Origin of the sequence: Caulobacter sp. BK020, assembly GCF_004342605.1 — a bacterium.
Classification (GTDB): Bacteria; Pseudomonadota; Alphaproteobacteria; order Caulobacterales; family Caulobacteraceae; genus Caulobacter.
Map to the genome: position 1 here is coordinate 26,350 of NZ_SLZL01000013.1, position 18,599 is coordinate 44,948.

The window sequence follows — 18,599 nt, forward strand, 5'->3', positions numbered from 1 at the left end:
CCGTTCCGGCTGACCCCTGCCCCCGACCGGCGGAGCCGTTCGCAAGGTCGGGTCGGCGGCCGGGCGCCAGACGCAGAACGGCCCGGACGCTTGCACGCCCGGGCCGCAATGTTCGCCGCGAAGGGCCCAGAAACCCTTAGACCGCCTCGACGGCGTGCTCGGCCAGGATCGTCAAGCCGTCCGGCCCGACATCGGCGAAGCCGCCCTGGATGTCGAACAGGCGCACGGTCGAACCGTCGCGGACCGTGACCCGGCCTTCGCGCAGGGTGGTCATGAACGGGGCGTGGTTCGGCAGGACGCCGAAGTCGCCTTCCGTGCCCGGCGCGTCGACCTGGTCGACCTCGGCCGAGAACAGTTCGCGCTCGGGCGCGACGAGGGAGAAGTGCAGCTTAGCCATCAGTCATGAGTCTCCACGGCGCCCAGGGCCGCTTCGATGTCTTCGTCGGTCTGGATCTCGGTCCCGCAGAACGGGCAGAAGCGGATGGTGGCCAGGACCGTACCCGTCTCGCCATCCTCTTCCCGGTGACCCAGGTTGAGCAGGATCAGGCCGCTGTCATGCTCGATGAGCGAGGCCTCGGGGTCCGAAGACACCGCCTCCTCCAGCTCCTCGCAGCAGAAGCCGACCTGATCCTCGTAGTCGGTCATCAGGCTTCGCCGGCCAGCTTTTCAGCCTTGGCCACCGCTTCCTCGATCGGGCCGACCATGTAGAAGGCGGCTTCGGGCAGGTGGTCGTACTCGCCGTCCACGATGCCCTTGAACGAGCGGATGGTGTCCTTCAGCTGGACGAAGGCGCCGGGCGTGTTGGTGAACTGCTCGGCGACGTGGAACGGCTGGCTGAGGAAGCGCTGGATCTTGCGGGCGCGGGCGACCGTCAGCTTGTCCTCTTCCGACAGCTCGTCCATGCCCAGGATGGCGATGATGTCCTTCAGGGCCTTGTACTGCTGCAGCACTTCCTGGACCGAGCGGGCCACGTTGTAGTGCTCCTCGCCGATGACCAGCGGGTCCATGATCCGCGAGGTCGAGTCCAGCGGATCGACGGCGGGGAAGATGGCCTGGGCGGCGATGTCGCGCGACAGCACGGTGGTGGCGTCCAGGTGGGCGAACGAGGCGGCGGGCGCCGGGTCGGTCAGGTCGTCGGCGGGCACGTAGATGGCCTGGACCGAGGTGATCGAGCCCTTGTTGGTCGAGGTGATGCGCTCCTGCAGGTTGCCCATCTCGGTGGCCAGGGTGGGCTGATAGCCCACGGCCGAGGGAATGCGGCCCAGCAGAGCCGACACTTCGGCGCCGGCCTGGGTGAAGCGGAAGATGTTGTCGACGAACAGCAGCACGTCCTTGCCTTCTTCATCGCGGAAGTACTCGGCGATGGAGAGGCCGGTCAGGGCCACGCGGGCGCGGGCGCCCGGGGGTTCGTTCATCTGGCCGTAGACCAGGGCGCAGCGGCTGCCTTCGGTCGAGCCGTTGTTGGCCTTCGGATCGACGTTGACGTTGGACTCGATCATCTCGTGATACAGGTCGTTGCCTTCGCGGGTGCGTTCGCCCACGCCGGCCAGCACCGAGTAACCGCCGTAAGCCTTGGCGATGTTGTTGATCAGCTCCTGCATCGTCACGGTCTTGCCGACGCCGGCGCCGCCGAACAGGCCGATCTTGCCGCCCTTGGTGTAGGGGCACATCAGGTCGATGACCTTGATGCCGGTGACCAGCACTTCGGCGGTGTTGGTCTGGTCGGCGAACGACGGGGCGTCGCGGTGGATGGTGCGGAAGATGTCCGACTGGATCGGGCCCTGCTCGTCGATCGGCTCGCCGATGACGTTCATGATCCGGCCCAGGGTGCCGGGGCCGACCGGAACCCGGATCGACTCGCCGGTGTCGCGCACCGCCTGGCCGCGGACCAGGCCTTCGGTGGCGTCCATGGCGATGGCGCGGACGGTGTTCTGGCCCAGGTGCTGGGCGACTTCGAACACCAGGCGCTGGCCCGAGGCCTGGTTGACGGTTTCCAGGGCGTTCAGGATGGCCGGCAGCGGGCCTTCGAACTCGACGTCGACGACGGCGCCGATGACCTGCACCAGCTTGCCGGTGGCGGCGCCGAGCGTGGCCGGAGCGGTCGGCGTGGCCGCCTTGGCGGCGGCCGGGGCCTTCGGGGCGGCCGGCTTCTTGGCGGCGGCGGCTGGCGGGGCGGCCGCGGCGGCGGCGGCCTTCGGGGCGGCGGGCTTCTTCACGGCGGCCGGCTTGGCGGCGGCGGCGGGAGCCTTAGCGGCGGGGGTCTTGGCCATGGCGTTCAGGGTCTTTCGTGCGGGTCGTGCGGGCGTTTTATGGTGGGAAGTCAGGATCAGACAGCTTCGGCGCCGGAGATGATCTCGATCAGCTCCTTGGTGATCTGAGCCTGGCGGGAGCGGTTGTATTCGAGGGTGTAGCGCTTGATCATGTCGCCGGCGTTGCGCGTGGCGTTGTCCATCGCCGTCATCTGGCTGGCGTAGAAGCCGGCCATGTTGTCGAGCAGGGCCGACAGGATCTGGACCGTCAGGTTGCGCGGCAGAAGGGTCTCGAGGATGGCCTCTTCCGAGGGCTCGTACTCGTAGACGGCGGCGGGGCCCGAGGCCGCTTCCGCGCCCTCGACCACGGCCGGGACCAGCTGCAGGGCGGTCGGGACCTGCTGCACCACCGACTTGAAGCGGCTGTAGAACAGGGTGACCACGTCGACCTCGCCGGCCTCGTAGAGGCGGGTGACGACGTCGGCGATCGGCTGGGCGACCGACAGGGTGAACTGGCGATAGGCCGACAGGTCGAAGTTCTCGATGACCTTGTCGCCGTAGGGGCGCTTCAGCTGGGCGGTGACCTTCTTGCCGACGCAGACGATCTTCACCTCCTTGCCCTGGGCGACCAGGGCGTCGATCCGCTCGCGGGCGGCGCGGACGATCGACGAGGTGAAGCCGCCGGCCAGGCCGCGGTCGGCGGCGGCGACGATCACCAGGTGGCGGTCGTCCCGGCCGGTGCCGGCCAGCAGGGCCGGGGCCCCGTCGCCGGACACGCCGGCCGCCAGGTTGGCGATGACGTTCGACAGCCGGCGCGCATAGGGGCGCGCGGCCTCGGCCGCGTCCTGGCTGCGGCGCAGCTTGGCCGCGGCCACCATCTGCATCGCCTTCGTGATCTTCTGCGTCGCCTTGACGCTTGAGATCCGATTGCGCATTTCCTTTAGGCTTGCCATCCGCCTATCAGACCTTCCTAAACAACCACCAGGTGCTGTCGTCCATCACGGTCGCTCTTCTCCAGAAGAACCCGTAATCGACCAACTGCAGATCTGGAAACATATCCATGTAGAGCGAGCCAAAATCGTTCTTGAACAGAAGATCTTGTTCGCCACGGTAGGTAATCGCTTCAGCCTTCGGCGAAAAATACTCGGAGCAGAAGACGTACTTGGCGGCCACGCGGTGCACTTCGCGCATCGTCGCCTCCAGCTGGCTGGGATCGACGTGGATCAGGACGCCGGCCGTGAAGGCCATGTCCACCGCGCCGTCGGCCAGCGGGATGCTGTGACCGAAACCCTCGAACAGCCGCTCGGCCGGCAGGACGCCGCCCTCGACCAGCTGCTTGCGGGCCGAAGCATTGGGCTCGATGGCCCACTGCTCCATGTCCGACAGGGCCTGGATGCCCAGCAGGTTGAGGCCGACATTGGGCCCCACCTCCAGGACGCTCCGCGGCATGTCGCCGGCCATGCGCCGAAGAACCTCGCCCCAAACCCGTACGCGGCCGCGAACGGCCTCGGCGCTGGCGCCGCTACGTTGCGTGTAGCGGTCGCCGAATTCGCCGGACCATGCGTCCAAGGATTTGGGGTGGCCAGCCATCGATGACCTTAGGCGAAGGTCGCCGAGAAGCTGTCGAGCACGCTCTTCAGCGTGTTCTCCAGATCCTTGTCGAGGGCCTTCTTGGTGCGGATGCCGTCCAGCAGGTCCTTGTGCTGGCTGTGCAGGCGGGCCAGCAGCTCGCTTTCGAAGCGGCGGACGCTGCTGGTCGGGATCTTGTCCAGATAGCCGCGGGTGCCGGCGTAGATCACGCAGACCTGCTCCTCGACCGACTGCGGGGCGTATTGGGGCTGCTTGAGCAGCTCGGTCAGGCGCTCGCCGCGGGCCAGCATCTTCTGGGTCGAGGCGTCCAGGTCGGAGCCGAACTTCGCGAAGGCGGCCATTTCCCGGTACTGGGCCAGCTCGCCCTTGATCGGGCCGGCGACCTGCTTCATCGCCTTGATCTGGGCCGACGAGCCGACGCGCGACACCGAGATGCCGACGTTCACGGCCGGGCGGATGCCCTGGTAGAACAGGTCGGTTTCCAGGAAGATCTGGCCGTCGGTGATCGAGATCACGTTGGTCGGGATGTAGGCCGACACGTCGTTGGCCTGGGTCTCGATGATCGGCAGGGCCGTCAGCGAGCCCGAGCCGTTGTCCTCGTTCAGCTTGGCGGCGCGTTCCAGCAGGCGCGAGTGCAGGTAGAACACGTCGCCCGGATAGGCTTCGCGGCCCGGCGGACGGCGCAGCAGCAGCGACATCTGGCGGTAGGCGACGGCCTGCTTGGAAAGGTCGTCATAGATGATCAGGCCGTGCAGGCCGTTGTCGCGGAACCACTCGCCCATGGCGCAGCCCGAGAACGGGGCCAGGTATTGCAGCGGGGCCGGCTCCGAGGCCGAGGCCACGACGACGATCGTGTATTCCAGGGCGCCGTGCTCTTCCAGGGTCTTGACGATCTGGGCGACGGTCGAGCGCTTCTGGCCGATGGCGACATAGACGCAGTAGAGCTTGGCGCTCTCGTCCGAACCGGCGTTGGCGGCCTTCTGGTTCAGGATGGTGTCGATGGCGACGGCGGTCTTGCCCGTCTGGCGGTCGCCGATGATCAGCTCGCGCTGGCCGCGGCCGACCGGGATCAGGGTGTCGATCGACTTCAGGCCGGTCTGGACGGGCTCGTGCACCGACTTGCGCGGGATGATGCCCGGGGCCTTGACGTCAACGCGGCGGCGCTCGGTGTATTCGATCGGGCCCTTGCCGTCGATCGGCTCGCCCAGCGGGTTGACGACGCGGCCCAGCAGGCCGCGGCCGACGGGCACGTCGACGATCTCGCCGAGGCGGCGGACTTCGTCGCCTTCCTTGATGGCCTGGTCCTGGCCGAAGATCACGGCCCCGACGTTGTCGCGCTCGAGGTTCAGGGCCATGCCCTTCACGCCGGCCTTGGGGAACTCGACCATCTCGCCGGCCTGGACGTTGTCCAGACCGTAGATGCGGGCGATGCCGTCACCGACGGACAGCACCTGGCCGACGTCCGAGACGGCGGCTTCTTCGCCGAAATTGGCGATCTGCGACTTGAGGATGGCCGAAATCTCGGCGGCGCGGATGTCCATGGCTGTTTGGGCTCTCTGCGATCTATCTTTTGGGCGCGCTTATACGCTTAGGCGCGCTTCAGGGCGAATTTCAGGGAATCGAGCTTCGAACGGAGCGAAGCGTCGAACAGGCGGGAGCCGACGCGCACCTTGATGCCGCCCAGGATGGACGGATCGACGCGGGTCGAGATTTCGGGGGTCTTGCCGACGGCGGCGGCCACGGCGGCCGAAACGCCCTTCAGCTGGGCGGGGGTCAGGGCCTTGGCGGTGACCACCTCGGCGGTGACGACGCCGCGGTGCTGGGCCGACAGCTCGACGAAGGCGCCGATGGCGCCCAGCAGGTCGCCGGCCCGGCCGTTGCTGGCCACCAGGCCCAGGAACTTGGCGGTCAGCAGCTGGAACTGGGCCTTGGCGGCCACGGCGGTCAGGCCCTTGGCCTTGTCCTCGGCCGAGAAGGCCGGGCTGTCGATCAGGCGGCGCAGGTCGGCGCTCTGCGCCACCATCGCGCGCAACGCCTTCAGGTCGGCCTCGACCTGGACCAGCTGGTTGCTCTCGATCGTCAGTTCGAACAGGGACTGCGCATAGCGCTGACCCGCATCCGTCGCCTTGGTTTCGTCCGCCACTTGTTCCGCCCGGTGCGTTGCAATCGCCGCGGACAAGAAGATTAATCCTCATCCCGGCTTAAAGGCTTGAGCGCGCTCTAGAAAAGCGCATGGACGGCCGGCGCTGACGCGCTGCCCTGTCCGAAGCCGCGCGCCTGATAACACGCAGCCTTCGCAGTCGCAACCAAGGCCGATGCGTAAGGGGCGGCGGCGTTTCGGAAAAGCGGTCCGCTAGCCTTGCGTGACCCTGCGGAACACCGCCGCGGCCGTAGCGACCAGATTTCCGTCCTCGGTACGGGCCTCGGCCTGGGCGAAGACCAGGCTGCGGGTCGAGCGCTCGATCCACGCCCTGTGGGTGGAGACCGCTTCGGCGGCCGCGTAATCGACGATCATCGAGGCCGGTTGGGCGTCGGGTCCGGCGACCCGGCGCAGGGCGTCTTCCAGCAGGGCGGCGGTCGAGGCGGTCATGGACGATCCCTTGATCGGAGCCTGTCCGAAGAAAAAGGGCGGCGGAACCGGCCCGCCGCCCCATCAGGCGAATGCTCGAGGAAACAGCCGGACGGGGCGGGAGGGCCCCAAGGCGTCCGGGTACTAAAAGGCCGGATTACTTCTCGGCCGTCTGCACGCCGGCCTTGGCCGACGCGTTGCAGCGGGTCAGGTCGTCGGCGTCCAGCGACTTGGTCTCGCCGCCGAAGGCCGCCACCCGGCCGACTTCCTTGGCCAGGGCCTTGCACGAGACGGCGGTCAGGGCCCGCGACGGGGCGGCGGTCGAGACGCATTCGGCGCCTTCGCAAACGAAGACGGCGCCGCCGGCCACGACCTTGGTCTTGACGGCCAGCGGGTTTTCCAGGGCGACGGCGATGCGGCCGTCGGCGAAGGCCGAGCCGGCGAACAGGCAGGTCGTCAGGGCGGCGGCGGCCGCCAGGGATTGGAGCTTCATCAGAGAGCCCTCCAGCGTGTACAGGGAGTTGGATCGAATGATCGGCGATAAGCTGTACTGGTCGTTCCGAACCGGGGATGTCGGCGCCGGTATCCCCACCGGGGCGCCGGATCAGAACTAAGCACTGCTTAGATATCAGTGTTCAGAAATTGCGCAAGCGGATTTTATTTCGCATGAGCATTTTTTAATGAAACGGACGGTTTGGGCTACTGGCCCAGGATCGAGTCCAAACGGCCCTTGGCCGCGGTCGGGGCCTCCCGCTCCTGGATCATCCCCTCCAGGCGAGCATATCGGCCGTCCTTGCCGGCCTTGCGGCGGATCTCGTCCGCGTTGATCACCACGGTCCGGCTTTCGCGCTCCATGACCTTGCCCATGATCGCGGCGAACACCGCGCCGGCCACGGCGGCCGCCATCGGCCCGACGGCGTCCAGCCAGGTCTCGCCGAAGATGGCGTGCAGGCGGCCGATCAGCAGTTCGCGATTGGGTTGCTGGTCGATCAGGTCGATGAAGAAGCGCTCGCCGCCCTCAATGCCGGCGACCAGGGCCAGGGCGATGGCCACGCCCAGCCAGCGCGGCTTGGCGTAGAGGCCAAGCACGGCTCCCAGCACAGCGCAGGCGGCCATCATGATCATGGATGCGATGCTGCCAGGCTTGGGTGAGCGCGGGGTTAAGGCGGACTGGCGACCGATTGTCACAAGAGGGTCCGATTGACCGCCGAGCGCGGCGCGCGCTGACGTTTCGAGGATGACAAACGCGCGCATTGCGCGAGAATGCACGCGCAGGTCGTCATCGCGTTTGCATCGGCGCGAAGCTGGCCCTTAGTGTGCGTCCAACGACCGCCAAGAGCGACACACAGCGCTACGTCCGGATCCAACCAGGCCCGAAGGGACTTCATGCGGATGCTCAGAACCCTCACCCGTCTCGCCCCCGTCATCGCCGTGAGCCTGTTGCTGGCCGGCTGCGGGATCAACACCATCCCCACCCAGGACGAGGCGACCAAGACCGCCTGGGCCGAGGTGCAGAACCAGTACCAGCGCCGCGCCGACCTGATCCCCAACCTAGTGGCGACGGTGAAAGGCTACGCAGCCCAGGAGAAGGGCGTGCTGACCGCCGTCACCGAGGCGCGAGCCAGCGCCACCCAGGTCAAGGTCGACGCCTCGACCATCACCGACCCCGCCCAGTTCCAGCAGTACGCCGCCGCCCAGGACAAGCTTTCGGGCGTGCTGGGCCGGCTGATGATGATCCAGGAAAGCTATCCGGAGCTGAAGTCGAACCAGAACTTCCTGGCCCTGCAGAGCCAGCTGGAGGGCACCGAGAACCGCATCTCGATCGCCCGGCGCGACTACAACAACACCGCCCAGGTCTACAACACCACCCTGCGGACCTTCCCCAGCATCATCTGGGCCAAGACCCTGTACGGCTCCCAGAAGCCGGCCCAGCTGTTCCAGGCCACGGCCAACGCCCAGTCGGCGCCGAACGTCAGCTTCGACGCGCCCGCGGCCCCGGCCGTGAACACCCAGCCCAGCCCGGCGAACTGAGGTGCTCTTTTCTTTCCGCTCATCCCGGCGAAGGCCGGGACCCAAGCTGAAGGTCCGGTCGAAGCTCGGCGCTTGGACGGCCCGCTCGGCTTGGGTCCCGGCCTTCGCCGGGATGAGCGGACTGTTGATGGCGTTGGCGCTGGCCTTCAGCGCCCCCGCCCTGGCCGCCGGCCCGACCTTCCCCGCCCTGACCGGACGGGTGGTCGACGGCGCCAACATCCTGTCGCCGGCGGTCGAGGCGGAGCTGACCACCAAGCTGGAAAGCCTGGAGAAGACCACCGGCCGCCAGCTGGTGGTGGCCACCGTGCCCAGCCTGCAGGGCTATGAGATCGAGGACTACGGCTACCAGCTGGGCCGCACCTGGGGCATCGGCCAGAAGGGGACCAACACCGGCGCCCTGCTGATCGTCGCCCCGACCGAGCGCCGGGTGCGCATCGAGGTCGGCTACGGCCTGGAGCCGATCCTGACCGACGCCCTGTCCAGCGTCATCATCCAGACCGCCATCCTGCCGAAGTTCAAGGCCGGCGACCTGGAGGGCGGGGTCGTGGCGGGAACCGACGCGGTCATCGCCCAGCTGGCCCTGCCCGACGAGGAAGCCAAGGCCAAGGCGGCCCAGGCCTTCAAGGTCTCGCAGCAGGCCGAGCGGAGTTCCGGCGCCTCGCCGATCCTGGCCCTGCTGATCCTGTTCGTCGTCATCGTGGTGCTGAGCCAGGTGTTCGGCCGTCGAGGCCGACGGAGCGGCGGCCTGGGCTCGGCCCTGCCGTGGATCATCCTGAACGGCATGCTCAGCGGCGGCCGGGGCGGAGGCGGCGGCTGGAGCGACGGGGGCGGAGGCGGCGGGTTCTCCGGCGGCGGCGGCTCGTTCGGCGGCGGCGGATCTTCGGGGAGCTGGTGATGAAGACCCTTTCGCAAGCCGACCAGAACCGCATCGCCCTGGCCGTGGCCGAGGCCGAGAAGACCACCGCCGGCGAGATCTACTGCGTGCTGGCCCCCGAGGTCGGCGACGACCGCGCGGTTCCGCTGATCTGGGCGACCAGCGCCGCCCTGCTGCTGCCGGCCCTGGCCCTGCTGGCCGGCTTCCGGCCCGAGATGCTGAGCCGGCTGTTCGGCGGCTGGAGCATCGGCCACGCCGCCGCCCAGGACGTGGCCATCTTGTCGGCCCTGCTGACCTATGTCGGCCTGCAGGCTGCGATCTTCGCCGTCGTCGCCGCCCTGGTCTCGATCCCGGCCGTGCGCCGCGCCCTGATCCCGCCCGCCGTCAAGAAGGCCCGGGTGCGCCAGGCGGCGCTGGACTATTTCATGACCAAGGACCTGCACCTGACCCGCGAGCGCACCGGGGTGCTGATCTTCGCCGCCCTGGCCGAGCACCGCGTCGAGGTGATCGCCGACGACGGCGTCCACGCCGCCGCGCCGAGCGGGGTCTGGGACGAGGTGGTGGCCGATCTGGTCGCCGGCCTCAAGCGCGGCGCGATCGCCGACGGTTTCGTGGCGGCCATCGCCAGGGCCGGCGCGATCCTCGCCGCCCACGCGCCGCCCCGGCCGGACGACCGCAACGAACTGCCGGACGGGCTGACGGTGCTGCCAAGATAGAGAGCCCTCCGCGATAGGGAGGAAAGGTGCGTTCAGCGCCCTCGCGCGTTCTGGGCGTGACGCTTCAGGAGGCTCTCATGACCGACCAGGACGACTTCACCGCCTTCCTCGACCAGCGCCGACGCGTCGCCCAGGCCTATGTCAACGGCGACGCCGGACCGCTGGGCGAGATCGCCGCCCAGGCCAACCCGGCCACCTTCTTCCCGCCCAGCCGCGGGCGCGAGCAGGGGGCCGGGCATGTCACCGCCGTCAACGCCCGCGGCGCCAGGAGCATGGCGGCTGGCGAGACCACGCTGGAGATCCTGCACAGCCAGGCCAGCGGCGACCTGGCCTATTGGACCGGCCTGCAGCACGCCACCGTGCGCTTCGCCGACCGCGACGCGCCGGCCGAGATGCACCTGCGGGTGACCGAGATCTTCCGGCGGGAGGACGGCGACTGGAAGATGATCCATCGCCACGCCGACTTCCTGGCCGAGGCGGGGTCCGCGCCCAAATAGAGCCTCTTCTTCCGCTCATCCCGGCGAAAGCCGGGACCCAAGGGGCCTATCAGGACGCGCGCTGAGAACGGCATGGCCGCGAACGCTCTGGTCGACTCGGCTTGGGTCCCGACTTTCGTCGGGATGAGCGGATGGGTGGGGCGAACCCAAGCGCCTCACCACCCCGCCCCCCCCTGACCTAGAACGACTTGCGGATCGTCAGGCCGGCGGTGCGCGGCTGGCCGATCGAATAGCCCAGCCGGGCCCGGCCGCCGCGCTCGCGGTCGAACGACAGCAGGGCGTTCTCGTCGGACACGTTGTTGACGTAGGCGATGATGTCCAGGCCGTTGTCCATCTGCACTCCGGCGCTGAGGTTGATGATGTCGTAGCTGGGCAGTTGCAGGTTCAGCACCGTGGCGTCGGCGCCCGAGGCCCCTCCGAACGGCAGGCCGGAGACGAAGGAGCGCGGATTGTTCTCCTGGTCGCTGGCCTGGGTGTAGCGGTTGCCCACGTGCTGGAACGAGGCGGTGACATAGCCGTCCATCGTCTCGGTCAGGGTCCGGGTATAGGTGGCGCTGATCGAGATCTGGAACTTGGGCACCGACGGCAGGCGGTTGCCTTCGCGGATGCCGCCGATCACCGCGCCCGCGCCGTCGCGGACCGTGGAGTCGAACTCGGCCTGCAGCAGGCTGCCCGAAACGCTGAGGTCGAAGCCGGGCGCCAGGCGGGCCGACAGTTCGCCCTCGATCCCCTTGGTGTGGGCCTTGGGCACGTTGAACACCACGCGCGACGAGCACGAGCCGGCGTCCAGCGTGGTCTGCAGGTTCTTGATGTCGGTGTAGAAGACCGCGCCGTTGAACGTGACGCCGCCCATCCGGGTCTTCACCCCGCCCTCGTAGTTCCACAGCGTCTCGTCGTCATAGGACTGGAAGCCGCCGAAGATCGCCGCGTCGGCCGGGGTGCACAGCGGCAGGTTCAGCGGGTCGTTGACCCCGCCCAGCCGGAAACCCTTGGACGCCTGGGCGTTGAAGGTCAGGGCCGGGCTGGCCTTGTAGCTGAGCAGCAGGCGGGGGGTGAAGCCGTCGGACGAGGTCTTGTCGACCTGGTCGTCGCCGTTGGCGAACAGGCCGCCCGAGGTGAAGCGGCGGTTCTCGCTGAAGTCGTAATAGCGGCCGCCGGCGGTGATGGTCAGCTTCTGGATCTCGTAGCTGGCCTCGCCGAACACCGCCTTCTGCTTGATCTTGTAGGGCAGCGAGGCGTTGTAGGGCGAGTTGGCGGGAAAGCCGTTGGCCACCGCGGCCGACGTCCCGGCCCCCAGGGTGGCGTCGGTATAGGCGTCGTAGCCGGGGGTCGGCAAACGCTGGTTATAGACCCGATCGACCTTCGAATAGAACGCCCCGACCAGCCATTGGAACGGGCCGTCGCCGTCGGAGCCGAGGCGCGCCTCCTGCGTGAACTGCTCCAGGTCGGTGGTGTCGACCAGCTTGGACGGCAAGGTGACCGCCGCCGCCGGGAAGCCCAGGTCCACCGACACGCTGCCGGTCAGGGCGCTGGCGTCGCGGTTCACGGCGATCTTGCGGTCGATATAGCTGGTCACCGAGGTGAGCTTCAGGCCGTTGAAGCCGAACGAGGCGGTCAGGTCGCCCAGGAAGGTCTTGTCGCCGAAGCTCTCGTCCAGCAGCAGGTACTGCTCGCGCTCGCCCAGGGTGATCGCCGGACGGGTGGTGGTGAACGGGTTGGCGAACAGGTTGAACGCTTCCTGGCGATTGAAGCCGCCGGCGTGGATCTTCTGGTAGACGAGGCGCGGGGTGATGGTGATGTCCTCGGTCGGCTTGAACAGCAGCGACACCCGGCCGCCGCGGCGATAGCCGTCGTTGACGTTCTTCTTGCGCGCGCCGCCCTCGCCCAGGGCGTCGACGAAGCCGCCATATTCGGTGTCGTAGCCCACCACCCGCAGGGCGGCCTTGTCCGATAGCGGCAGGTTGACGGCGCCCTTCACATAGCCGCCGACGTCGCCGCCCTTCAGGGTGTTGAAATTGGCCTCGACCGTGCCCTCGTAGGCGCCAAGCTTCGGCTGGTTGGTGATGTAGCGGATCGTGCCGCCCACCGAGCCCGAGCCGAACAGCGTGCCCTGCGGCCCACGCAGGGTCTCGACGCGGTTCAGGTCGAACAGGTCGATGTCGGGGGTGAACAGCGACAGCGAGATCACCGACTCGTCGAGATAGACCCCGACCTGCTCCTTGACCCCCGGCTGGTCGCGGACCACTTGGCCGGCCGAGACGCCGCGCACCGACACCTGGCTCTGGCCGGGGCCGAGGTTCTGGATCGTCAGGCCGGCGACGTTGCGCGACAGGTCCTCCAGGGTCACCGCCCCGGACTTCTGGATGTCGGCCTGGCTCTGGGCGTTGATCGAGAACGGCACGTCCAGGATGGTCGCGTCGCGCTTGGTGGCGGTGACGATGATCTCCTCGACCACGTCCGCCCGGTCCTGGGCGGAGGCGACCGTCGGCGGGACGACCAGCGCCGCCAGCGCGGTGGCGGCCAGCAGCGCGTGTCGCACGCCCCGGCGATGGGTCTCAAGACGCATGAGTTCCTCCCGTTCCACGATCCTGGTGGTTCTTGGATTTTCAATTCTGACCACAACCTGAGCGTTCTTGGCCGAATCATCGAAAGTCAACACCGAAGGAAACCGGAACTTCGAAACGCCGGATATTTCAGGCGGAGCGTGAGATCGGCGCAACAATGCCGGAGTGGTCTTTCCAAGGTCGCTCATCCATGGTCAAGCTTTGGGTCTTTGCCTCGAACTGTTAGCGCTACCGTGTGCAGACCGGCTTTTCGGCGGGATCGCTGCTTTACGTTCGCGTGACCTTTCGCGGACGGAAATCCCGGTCTAGGGTGGCCGCCAATTCAAACTAACGTTTAAAGGGGAGAGCGCCCATGCGCGAAGCGGTCATCGTCTCTTACGCCCGGACCGGCCTGGCCAAGTCCAACCGCGGCGGGTTCAACAACACCCATGGCGCGGCCATGGCCGGCCACGCCATCCAGCACGCGGTCAGCCGGGCGCGCCTGGAGGGCGCCGAGGTCGAGGACGTGGTCCTGGGCTGCGGCGGTCCCGAAGGCGCCACCGGCATGAACGTCGCCCGCAACGCCGCCATCTGGGCCGGCCTGCCGGTCACCACCTCGGGCCAGACCGTCAACCGTTTCTGCTCCTCGGGCCTGCAGGCCATCGCCACGGCCGCCAACTATGTCCGCAACGACGGCGCGCCGGTCGCGGTCGGCGGCGGCGTGGAGTCGATCTCGCTGGTGCAGGGCGGCGGTCACATGAACCGCTTCCACATCACCGAAGACAAGCTGATGAAGGAGAAGCCGGCCCTGTGGATGGCGATGATCGACACCGCCGACATCGTCGCCAAGCGCTACAACGTCAGCCGCGAATACCAGGACGAATATTCGCTGCGCAGCCAGCAGCGGATCGCCGCCGCCCAGGCCGCCGGCCTGTTCGACGACGAGATCGTGCCGATGGCCACCAAGATGAAGGTGGTCAACAAGGAGACCAAGGAAGAGAGCCTGGTCGACTACGTGGTCACCAAGGACGAATGCAATCGTCCGGAGACCACCCTGGAGGGCCTGGCCAGCCTCAAGCCGGTGATGGGCGAGGGCAATTTCGTCACGGCCGGCAACGCCAGCCAGCTGTCGGACGGCGCCGCCGCCGTGGTGGTGATGGAGGCCAAGGAGGCCGCCCGCCGCAACCTCGAACCGCTAGGTCTGTTCAAGGGCTTCGCCATCGCCGGCTGCGAACCCGACGAGATGGGCATCGGTCCGGTCTTCGCCGTGCCGCGCCTGCTGGAACGCCACGGCCTGAAGGTCGACGACATCGACCTGTGGGAGCTGAACGAGGCCTTCGCCAGCCAGTGCCTCTACAGCCGCGACCGCCTGGGCATCGATCCGGAGAAGTACAACGTCAACGGCGGCTCGATCGCCATCGGCCACCCGTTCGGCATGACCGGAGCGCGCTGCGCCGGCCACCTGCTGCTGGAAGGCAAGCGCCGCAAGGCCAAGCTGGGCGTGGTGACCATGTGCATCGGCGGCGGCATGGGCGCGGCCGGGCTGTTCGAGATCTTCTAGACTTTAGGGGACAGGCGCATGCGCCTGTCCCCGTCGGCGTCGGCGTCGGATGGCCGGTCCTAGTGGCGGAACACCCGCACGCCGGTGAAGGCCATGGCCAGGCCCTGCCGGTCGGCGGCCTCGATCACCTCGGAGTCCCGCATCGAGCCGCCCGGCTGGATGATCGCCGTCGCCCCGGCCTCGGCCGCCTGGATCAGGCCGTCGGCGAACGGGAAGAAGGCCTCCGAGGCGCAGGCGCAGCCCTTCAGGTCCAGGCCGAAGTCGGCGGCCCGCAGCGCCGCGATCCGGGCGCTGTCCTTGCGGTTCATCTGGCCGGCCCCGACGCCCAGGGTCTGGCCGGCGCGGGCGTAGACGATGGCGTTGGACTTGACGTGCTTGCCGACCGTGAAGGCGAAGAGCATATCGCGCACCTCCTCGTCCGTGGGCTGACGTTTCGTGACGATCTTCAGGTCCGAGGCCTTGATCCGGGCGTCGTCGCGCGACTGGACCAGGAAGCCGCCGGCCACCGACTTGAACGTGTCGCCGGTCGACAGGGCGTCGGGCAGGCCGCCGGTCACCAGCAGGCGCAGGTTCTTCTTGGCCGCGAACACCGCGACCGCGTCGTCGTCGGCCTCCGGCGCGATCACCACCTCGGTGAAGATCTCGACCATCGCCTCGGCCGCCTCGCGGGTCAGGCGCGAGTTCACGGCGACAATGCCGCCGAAGGCCGAGGTCGGATCGCAGGCCAGGGCGCGCTCATAGGCCTGGCGCTGCGACGCGCCGACGGCCACGCCGCAGGGATTGGCGTGCTTGATGATCGCCACGGCCGGGCCTTGGGCCGGATCGAACTCGGCGATCAACTCGAACGCCGCGTCGGTGTCGTTGATGTTGTTGTAGCTGAGCGCCTTGCCCTGCAGCTGGGTGGCGGTGGCCACGCCCGGGCGCGGGTTGGGGAAGGTGTAGAAGGCCGCCTTCTGGTGCGGGTTCTCGCCATAGCGCATGGTCTGGCGCAGCTCGCCGGCGATCGACTTGCGGGCCGGGAAGTCCTGGCCCAGCGGGCCCTCTTTCAAGGTTTGGGCGAACCAGGCGGAGATCGCCGCATCATAGGCCGCCGTGCGGGCGTAGGCCCGGGCCGCCAGGATCTGGCGGAGTTGCAACGAAGTCGCGCCGCCGGCCTTCAGCGCCTCCAGCACCTCGGCCAGGTCCGAAGGATCGGTGCAGACGGCGACATAGCCGTGGTTCTTGGCCGCCGAGCGGATCATGGCCGGGCCGCCGATGTCGATGTTCTCGACGCATTCGGCGTAATCGCCGCCCTTGGCCACCGTGGCCTCGAACGGATAGAGATTCACGTACAGGATATCGATGCCGCCGATGCCGTGGTCGGCCATGGCCCTGGCGTGCTCGGGGGCGTCGCGCACGCCCAGCAGGCCGCCGTGCACGATCGGGTGCAGGGTCTTGACCCGGCCGTCCATCATCTCCGGAAAGCCCGTCAACTCCGAGACGTCCTTGACCGGAAGACCCGCCGCGGCGATCGCCGCCTTGGTGCCGCCGGTGGAGACCAGCTCGACGCCGGCCGCGTGCAGGACCTGGGCGGCCTCGACCAGGCCGGTCTTGTCGGACACCGACAGCAGGGCCCGTTTGGGAGCGACCAGATCGGGGGCGGACGGATAGTCGGGGGCGGCGGGCACGGCGGACTCCTCGGGTCTGTTGACGACGGAATGGAGCCCAGGCGCGCGGCGGTTGAGGTCCGCGCTCCCCGATGGTTGCCCATCACTAGCGCCAGTCACGCGGACGGCGCGGAAAATACGGAGGCCGGCGGGGGAGTCAATGCAGGTCTTGGACCCGTCGGACCCGGCCTGATCGCCCACCGATCGGCCCAAGAGGGCGGGCGCGCTGACCGTAAAGGCCAGTGCGCCGACCTTGTCTTCAGAGGATGAAATCGCTGGCGACCAGGGTCGGACCGTAGACGATCAGGGTAGCGTCGGCGATATGGTCGAGATTGTTGTCGAGCTGGACGTAGTAGTAGTTCGCGCCCGTCGGGTGCGAGACCAGCAATTCTCCCGCCACGCCATGGAATTGGCTCACCAGGGTGAAGGCCGTGTCGCCATTGGCCGCCTTGCCGTCCGCGTCGATGGCGCTGAAGTCCAGCTTGTCGATCCCGGACTCGAAGGCGTTGATGGTTTCGTACTTGCCGACCGGCAGGTCGGTCCTCGCCAGGAACTGGAAGATGTCCTTGCCGCCCCCGCCGTCCATCGTGTCGACGCCGGCGCCGCCGATCAGGATGTCGTTGCCGCTGCCGCCCAGCAGACGGTCATTGCCGTCGCCGCCGCTGATGAAGTCGTTGCCGCCCATGCCGTCGATGCGGTCGTCGCCGGCCTCGCCATAGAAGGTGTTGGCCTGGGCCCCGCTGTCGGACAGGTTGTCGTTGCCGGCCCCGGCATAGACGGTGCTGGCGCTTTTGGTCACCAGCGTGTCGGAGCCGCTGCCCAGCTTCCAGACCTCGATCGAGCTGACCGTGTCGATGAAGCCGTCGCCGGTGTTGACCACGCCAGTCGCCTCGTTGCCGACGATCGCGGTGGTGATGTCCGACCAGTCGCCCGTGTCCCGGCCCAGGCCGCCGTCGAGCAGGTCATTGCCCGCGCCGCCGTGCAGGATGTCGTCCCCGGCCTTGCCGTACAGGAAGTCGTTGCCGATCCCGCCGTCCAGCACATTGGCGAAATCGTCGCCTGAAAGCTTGTCGGCGCCCGACCCGCCGGTCAGGTTCTCGATATTGATGAAGGTCATCGACCCCAGGGCGGTGGTCTGGGCGGTCGTCACGCCCAGGTCGACCACCATGGCGCTGGTCAGGCCCTTGAACGAGACCGTGTCGACGCCCGCGCCGCCGTCCAGCAGATAGGCGCCGTTGGCGGCCATCAGGATGTCGTTGCCTGCCTCGCCATGCAGGATGTCGGTCTTGGACGCGCTCGTCAGGGTGTCGGCGCCCGCCCCGCCGGACACGATGGCGTGGACCGGCGTCACGGGCGCTACCGGCGCCGCCAGCGCGGCTTCGACGCTGTTGGCGAGCGCGACGCTGGACGAGGGCTGCGGGAGGACCGTATCGCTGATCGTCTTGATCGACAGACCCTTGAAGTCCGCCGCGAAGGTCTCGGGAGAGGACTCCCGGTAGACCCCTTCCTTGAAATAGGCCCCGACCAGGTCGTTGAAGCCCAGGGCGCCATGGAAATCGACCAGTTGGACGCCGTCGCGCAAGACCACCAGATGACCCTGTCCGAACGGATCGAACTTGATCTGGATCTTGAAGTCGTACCACTGGCCGCGGACGACGTCGGCGCTGTCGGTGTAGTGCCGGACATAGCGGGTGTTGGCTTCCGTCGAGATCGCCGCGGCGGAATCGCGGGTGACGATGCGCATCTTGTCGCCGACCATCTCCAGCGCGAACGCCGGGCTGTGGCCCGCTTCGCCCGGGTCGAAGGTCGACTGCAGCTGAACCAGCGTCATCCAGTCGGCGGTGTTCTTCGCGCCCGGTTCGATCATGACGCTGAAGCTGATCTCGTAGGTCTGCCCGGCCTGCATCTTGGCGGCGCTGGCGATCTCCGACCGCTCCTTGGTCAGGCCGTCGCCGGCCAGATTGTCGCCCGCCCGCACTTCGAACCGCGAGACGCCGTCGGCGACCCGATAGTTCCAGCCGTTGCCGACGTTCTGTATGTAATAGACTTGGTTTTCCGAACTCATGGACCTTGCTCCCCGACCCGTGGGGAAAATGGCCAAGCGCCCTATATTCGACTTTAAAAAACTCGGATAAAAGAATCCTAATGAGATAACATCGAGACATCTTGCGACCCGAGCTCCACTTTTCGGGCGGTTTATTAAATTAAATTCGGGTAAACGGAAGGCGTTCTGAATCAGTTACACTATGTAGTGTCGCCGTGCTGACGACAACTTTGCTCTAATGTGTATAAATACGGAAAATCTTACGCCGCAAGATCGGAG

18 protein-coding genes and 1 riboswitch are annotated in these 18,599 nt (G+C 67.7%); of the genes, 5 read left to right on the forward strand and 13 right to left on the reverse strand.

Annotated features, from left to right (window positions below; translation table 11 throughout):
* Positions 1-136: 136 nt before the first annotated feature.
* From EV278_RS16275 to EV278_RS16320, 10 genes are all read right to left on the reverse strand, one after another.
* Entirely contained in the window at positions 137-397 is a 261-nt protein-coding gene (locus EV278_RS16275) for an ATP synthase F1 subunit epsilon (RefSeq protein ID WP_132093680.1), read from the reverse strand.
* Positions 397-645: a hypothetical protein gene (locus tag EV278_RS16280; protein WP_132093682.1), complete on the reverse strand. Its 249-nt coding sequence runs from the start codon at positions 643-645 to the stop codon at positions 397-399. Before EV278_RS16280 ends, EV278_RS16275 begins: the two co-directional genes overlap by 1 nt.
* Positions 645-2,270 carry a F0F1 ATP synthase subunit beta gene (atpD, locus tag EV278_RS16285; protein WP_132093684.1) on the reverse strand — a complete coding sequence of 542 codons (1,626 nt, stop codon included), beginning with the start codon at positions 2,268-2,270 and terminating at the stop codon, positions 645-647. The genes EV278_RS16280 and atpD overlap by 1 nt, the downstream gene beginning before the upstream one ends.
* Before the next feature lie 56 nt (positions 2,271-2,326).
* On the reverse strand, positions 2,327-3,202 hold the full coding sequence (locus EV278_RS16290) for a F0F1 ATP synthase subunit gamma (RefSeq protein WP_132093686.1): 876 nt from the start codon (positions 3,200-3,202) through the stop codon (positions 2,327-2,329).
* A 7-nt stretch (positions 3,203-3,209) separates the two neighbouring features.
* Positions 3,210-3,818, reverse strand: a complete 609-nt coding sequence (locus EV278_RS16295) for a pseudaminic acid biosynthesis-associated methylase (RefSeq protein ID WP_243692221.1) — start codon at positions 3,816-3,818, stop codon at positions 3,210-3,212.
* A 29-nt stretch (positions 3,819-3,847) separates the two neighbouring features.
* Positions 3,848-5,380 carry a F0F1 ATP synthase subunit alpha gene (gene atpA, locus EV278_RS16300; RefSeq protein WP_132093691.1) on the reverse strand — a complete coding sequence of 511 codons (1,533 nt, stop codon included), beginning with the start codon at positions 5,378-5,380 and terminating at the stop codon, positions 3,848-3,850.
* A gap of 47 nt (positions 5,381-5,427) precedes the next feature.
* Positions 5,428-5,982, reverse strand: a complete 555-nt coding sequence (locus tag EV278_RS16305; RefSeq protein ID WP_132093694.1) for a F0F1 ATP synthase subunit delta — start codon at positions 5,980-5,982, stop codon at positions 5,428-5,430.
* Between the two features lie 210 nt (positions 5,983-6,192).
* Positions 6,193-6,429, reverse strand: a complete 237-nt coding sequence (locus EV278_RS16310) for a hypothetical protein (RefSeq protein WP_132093697.1) — start codon at positions 6,427-6,429, stop codon at positions 6,193-6,195.
* A gap of 136 nt (positions 6,430-6,565) precedes the next feature.
* On the reverse strand, positions 6,566-6,901 hold the full coding sequence (locus EV278_RS16315) for a hypothetical protein (RefSeq protein ID WP_132093700.1): 336 nt from the start codon (positions 6,899-6,901) through the stop codon (positions 6,566-6,568).
* Between the two features lie 206 nt (positions 6,902-7,107).
* Entirely contained in the window at positions 7,108-7,533 is a 426-nt protein-coding gene (locus EV278_RS16320; RefSeq protein ID WP_132093703.1) for a hypothetical protein, read from the reverse strand.
* Positions 7,534-7,794: 261 nt separating this feature from the next.
* Between EV278_RS16320 and EV278_RS16325 the strand changes: the two genes are divergently transcribed.
* The 4 genes from EV278_RS16325 (at position 7,795) to EV278_RS16340 (ending at position 10,526) form a co-directional block, all read left to right on the forward strand.
* Positions 7,795-8,439 carry a LemA family protein gene (locus tag EV278_RS16325; protein ID WP_132093706.1) on the forward strand — a complete coding sequence of 215 codons (645 nt, stop codon included), beginning with the start codon at positions 7,795-7,797 and terminating at the stop codon, positions 8,437-8,439.
* Between the two features lie 127 nt (positions 8,440-8,566).
* Positions 8,567-9,334 (forward strand): TPM domain-containing protein, encoded by a 768-nt coding sequence (locus EV278_RS16330; protein ID WP_243692222.1) that lies wholly within the window; start codon positions 8,567-8,569, stop codon positions 9,332-9,334.
* Positions 9,334-10,029, forward strand: a complete 696-nt coding sequence (locus tag EV278_RS16335) for a TPM domain-containing protein (RefSeq protein WP_132093712.1) — start codon at positions 9,334-9,336, stop codon at positions 10,027-10,029. The genes EV278_RS16330 and EV278_RS16335 overlap by 1 nt, the downstream gene beginning before the upstream one ends.
* Positions 10,030-10,106: 77 nt before the next feature.
* Positions 10,107-10,526: a DUF4440 domain-containing protein gene (locus tag EV278_RS16340; RefSeq protein WP_132093715.1), complete on the forward strand. Its 420-nt coding sequence runs from the start codon at positions 10,107-10,109 to the stop codon at positions 10,524-10,526.
* Positions 10,527-10,704: 178 nt separating this feature from the next.
* On the opposite strand, the gene EV278_RS16345 is transcribed toward EV278_RS16340, so the two are convergent.
* Positions 10,705-13,092 (reverse strand): TonB-dependent receptor, encoded by a 2,388-nt coding sequence (locus EV278_RS16345; protein WP_132093718.1) that lies wholly within the window; start codon positions 13,090-13,092, stop codon positions 10,705-10,707.
* Positions 13,093-13,442: 350 nt separating this feature from the next.
* On the opposite strand from EV278_RS16345, the gene EV278_RS16350 reads away from it, so the two are divergent.
* On the forward strand, positions 13,443-14,630 hold the full coding sequence (locus EV278_RS16350) for an acetyl-CoA C-acyltransferase (RefSeq protein WP_132093720.1): 1,188 nt from the start codon (positions 13,443-13,445) through the stop codon (positions 14,628-14,630).
* Between the two features lie 59 nt (positions 14,631-14,689).
* On the opposite strand, the gene purH is transcribed toward EV278_RS16350, so the two are convergent.
* Together purH and EV278_RS24645 are read right to left on the reverse strand one after the other, a co-directional pair.
* Entirely contained in the window at positions 14,690-16,297 is a 1,608-nt protein-coding gene (gene purH, locus EV278_RS16355; RefSeq protein WP_132093722.1) for a bifunctional phosphoribosylaminoimidazolecarboxamide formyltransferase/IMP cyclohydrolase, read from the reverse strand.
* 28 nt (positions 16,298-16,325) lie between these two features.
* Positions 16,326-16,406: riboswitch (ZMP/ZTP riboswitch) on the reverse strand.
* Positions 16,407-16,535: 129 nt separating this feature from the next.
* Positions 16,536-18,341, reverse strand: coding sequence for a heparin lyase I family protein (locus EV278_RS24645; RefSeq protein ID WP_132093725.1), 1,806 nt, complete (start codon positions 18,339-18,341; stop codon positions 16,536-16,538).
* Positions 18,342-18,599: the final 258 nt, after the last annotated feature.

Bases quoted from the DNA above. Each gene is read 5' to 3' on its own strand.
- EV278_RS16315 (WP_132093700.1), bottom strand. From the start codon at position 6,901: ATGAAGCTCCAATCCCTGGCGGCCGCCGCCGCCCTGACGACCTGCCTG.
- EV278_RS16280 (WP_132093682.1), bottom strand. From the start codon at position 645: ATGACCGACTACGAGGATCAGGTCGGCTTCTGCTGCGAGGAGCTGGAG.
- EV278_RS16340 (WP_132093715.1), top strand. From the start codon at position 10,107: ATGACCGACCAGGACGACTTCACCGCCTTCCTCGACCAGCGCCGACGC.
- EV278_RS16330 (WP_243692222.1), top strand. From the start codon at position 8,567: ATGGCGTTGGCGCTGGCCTTCAGCGCCCCCGCCCTGGCCGCCGGCCCG.
- EV278_RS16345 (WP_132093718.1), bottom strand. From the start codon at position 13,092: ATGCGTCTTGAGACCCATCGCCGGGGCGTGCGACACGCGCTGCTGGCC.
- EV278_RS16290 (WP_132093686.1), bottom strand. From the start codon at position 3,202: ATGGCAAGCCTAAAGGAAATGCGCAATCGGATCTCAAGCGTCAAGGCG.
- EV278_RS24645 (WP_132093725.1), bottom strand. From the start codon at position 18,341: ATGAGTTCGGAAAACCAAGTCTATTACATACAGAACGTCGGCAACGGC.
- EV278_RS16310 (WP_132093697.1), bottom strand. From the start codon at position 6,429: ATGACCGCCTCGACCGCCGCCCTGCTGGAAGACGCCCTGCGCCGGGTC.
- atpD (WP_132093684.1), bottom strand. From the start codon at position 2,270: ATGGCCAAGACCCCCGCCGCTAAGGCTCCCGCCGCCGCCGCCAAGCCG.
- EV278_RS16320 (WP_132093703.1), bottom strand. From the start codon at position 7,533: ATGATCATGATGGCCGCCTGCGCTGTGCTGGGAGCCGTGCTTGGCCTC.
- EV278_RS16350 (WP_132093720.1), top strand. From the start codon at position 13,443: ATGCGCGAAGCGGTCATCGTCTCTTACGCCCGGACCGGCCTGGCCAAG.
- EV278_RS16275 (WP_132093680.1), bottom strand. From the start codon at position 397: ATGGCTAAGCTGCACTTCTCCCTCGTCGCGCCCGAGCGCGAACTGTTC.
- EV278_RS16335 (WP_132093712.1), top strand. From the start codon at position 9,334: ATGAAGACCCTTTCGCAAGCCGACCAGAACCGCATCGCCCTGGCCGTG.
- atpA (WP_132093691.1), bottom strand. From the start codon at position 5,380: ATGGACATCCGCGCCGCCGAGATTTCGGCCATCCTCAAGTCGCAGATC.
- EV278_RS16325 (WP_132093706.1), top strand. From the start codon at position 7,795: ATGCGGATGCTCAGAACCCTCACCCGTCTCGCCCCCGTCATCGCCGTG.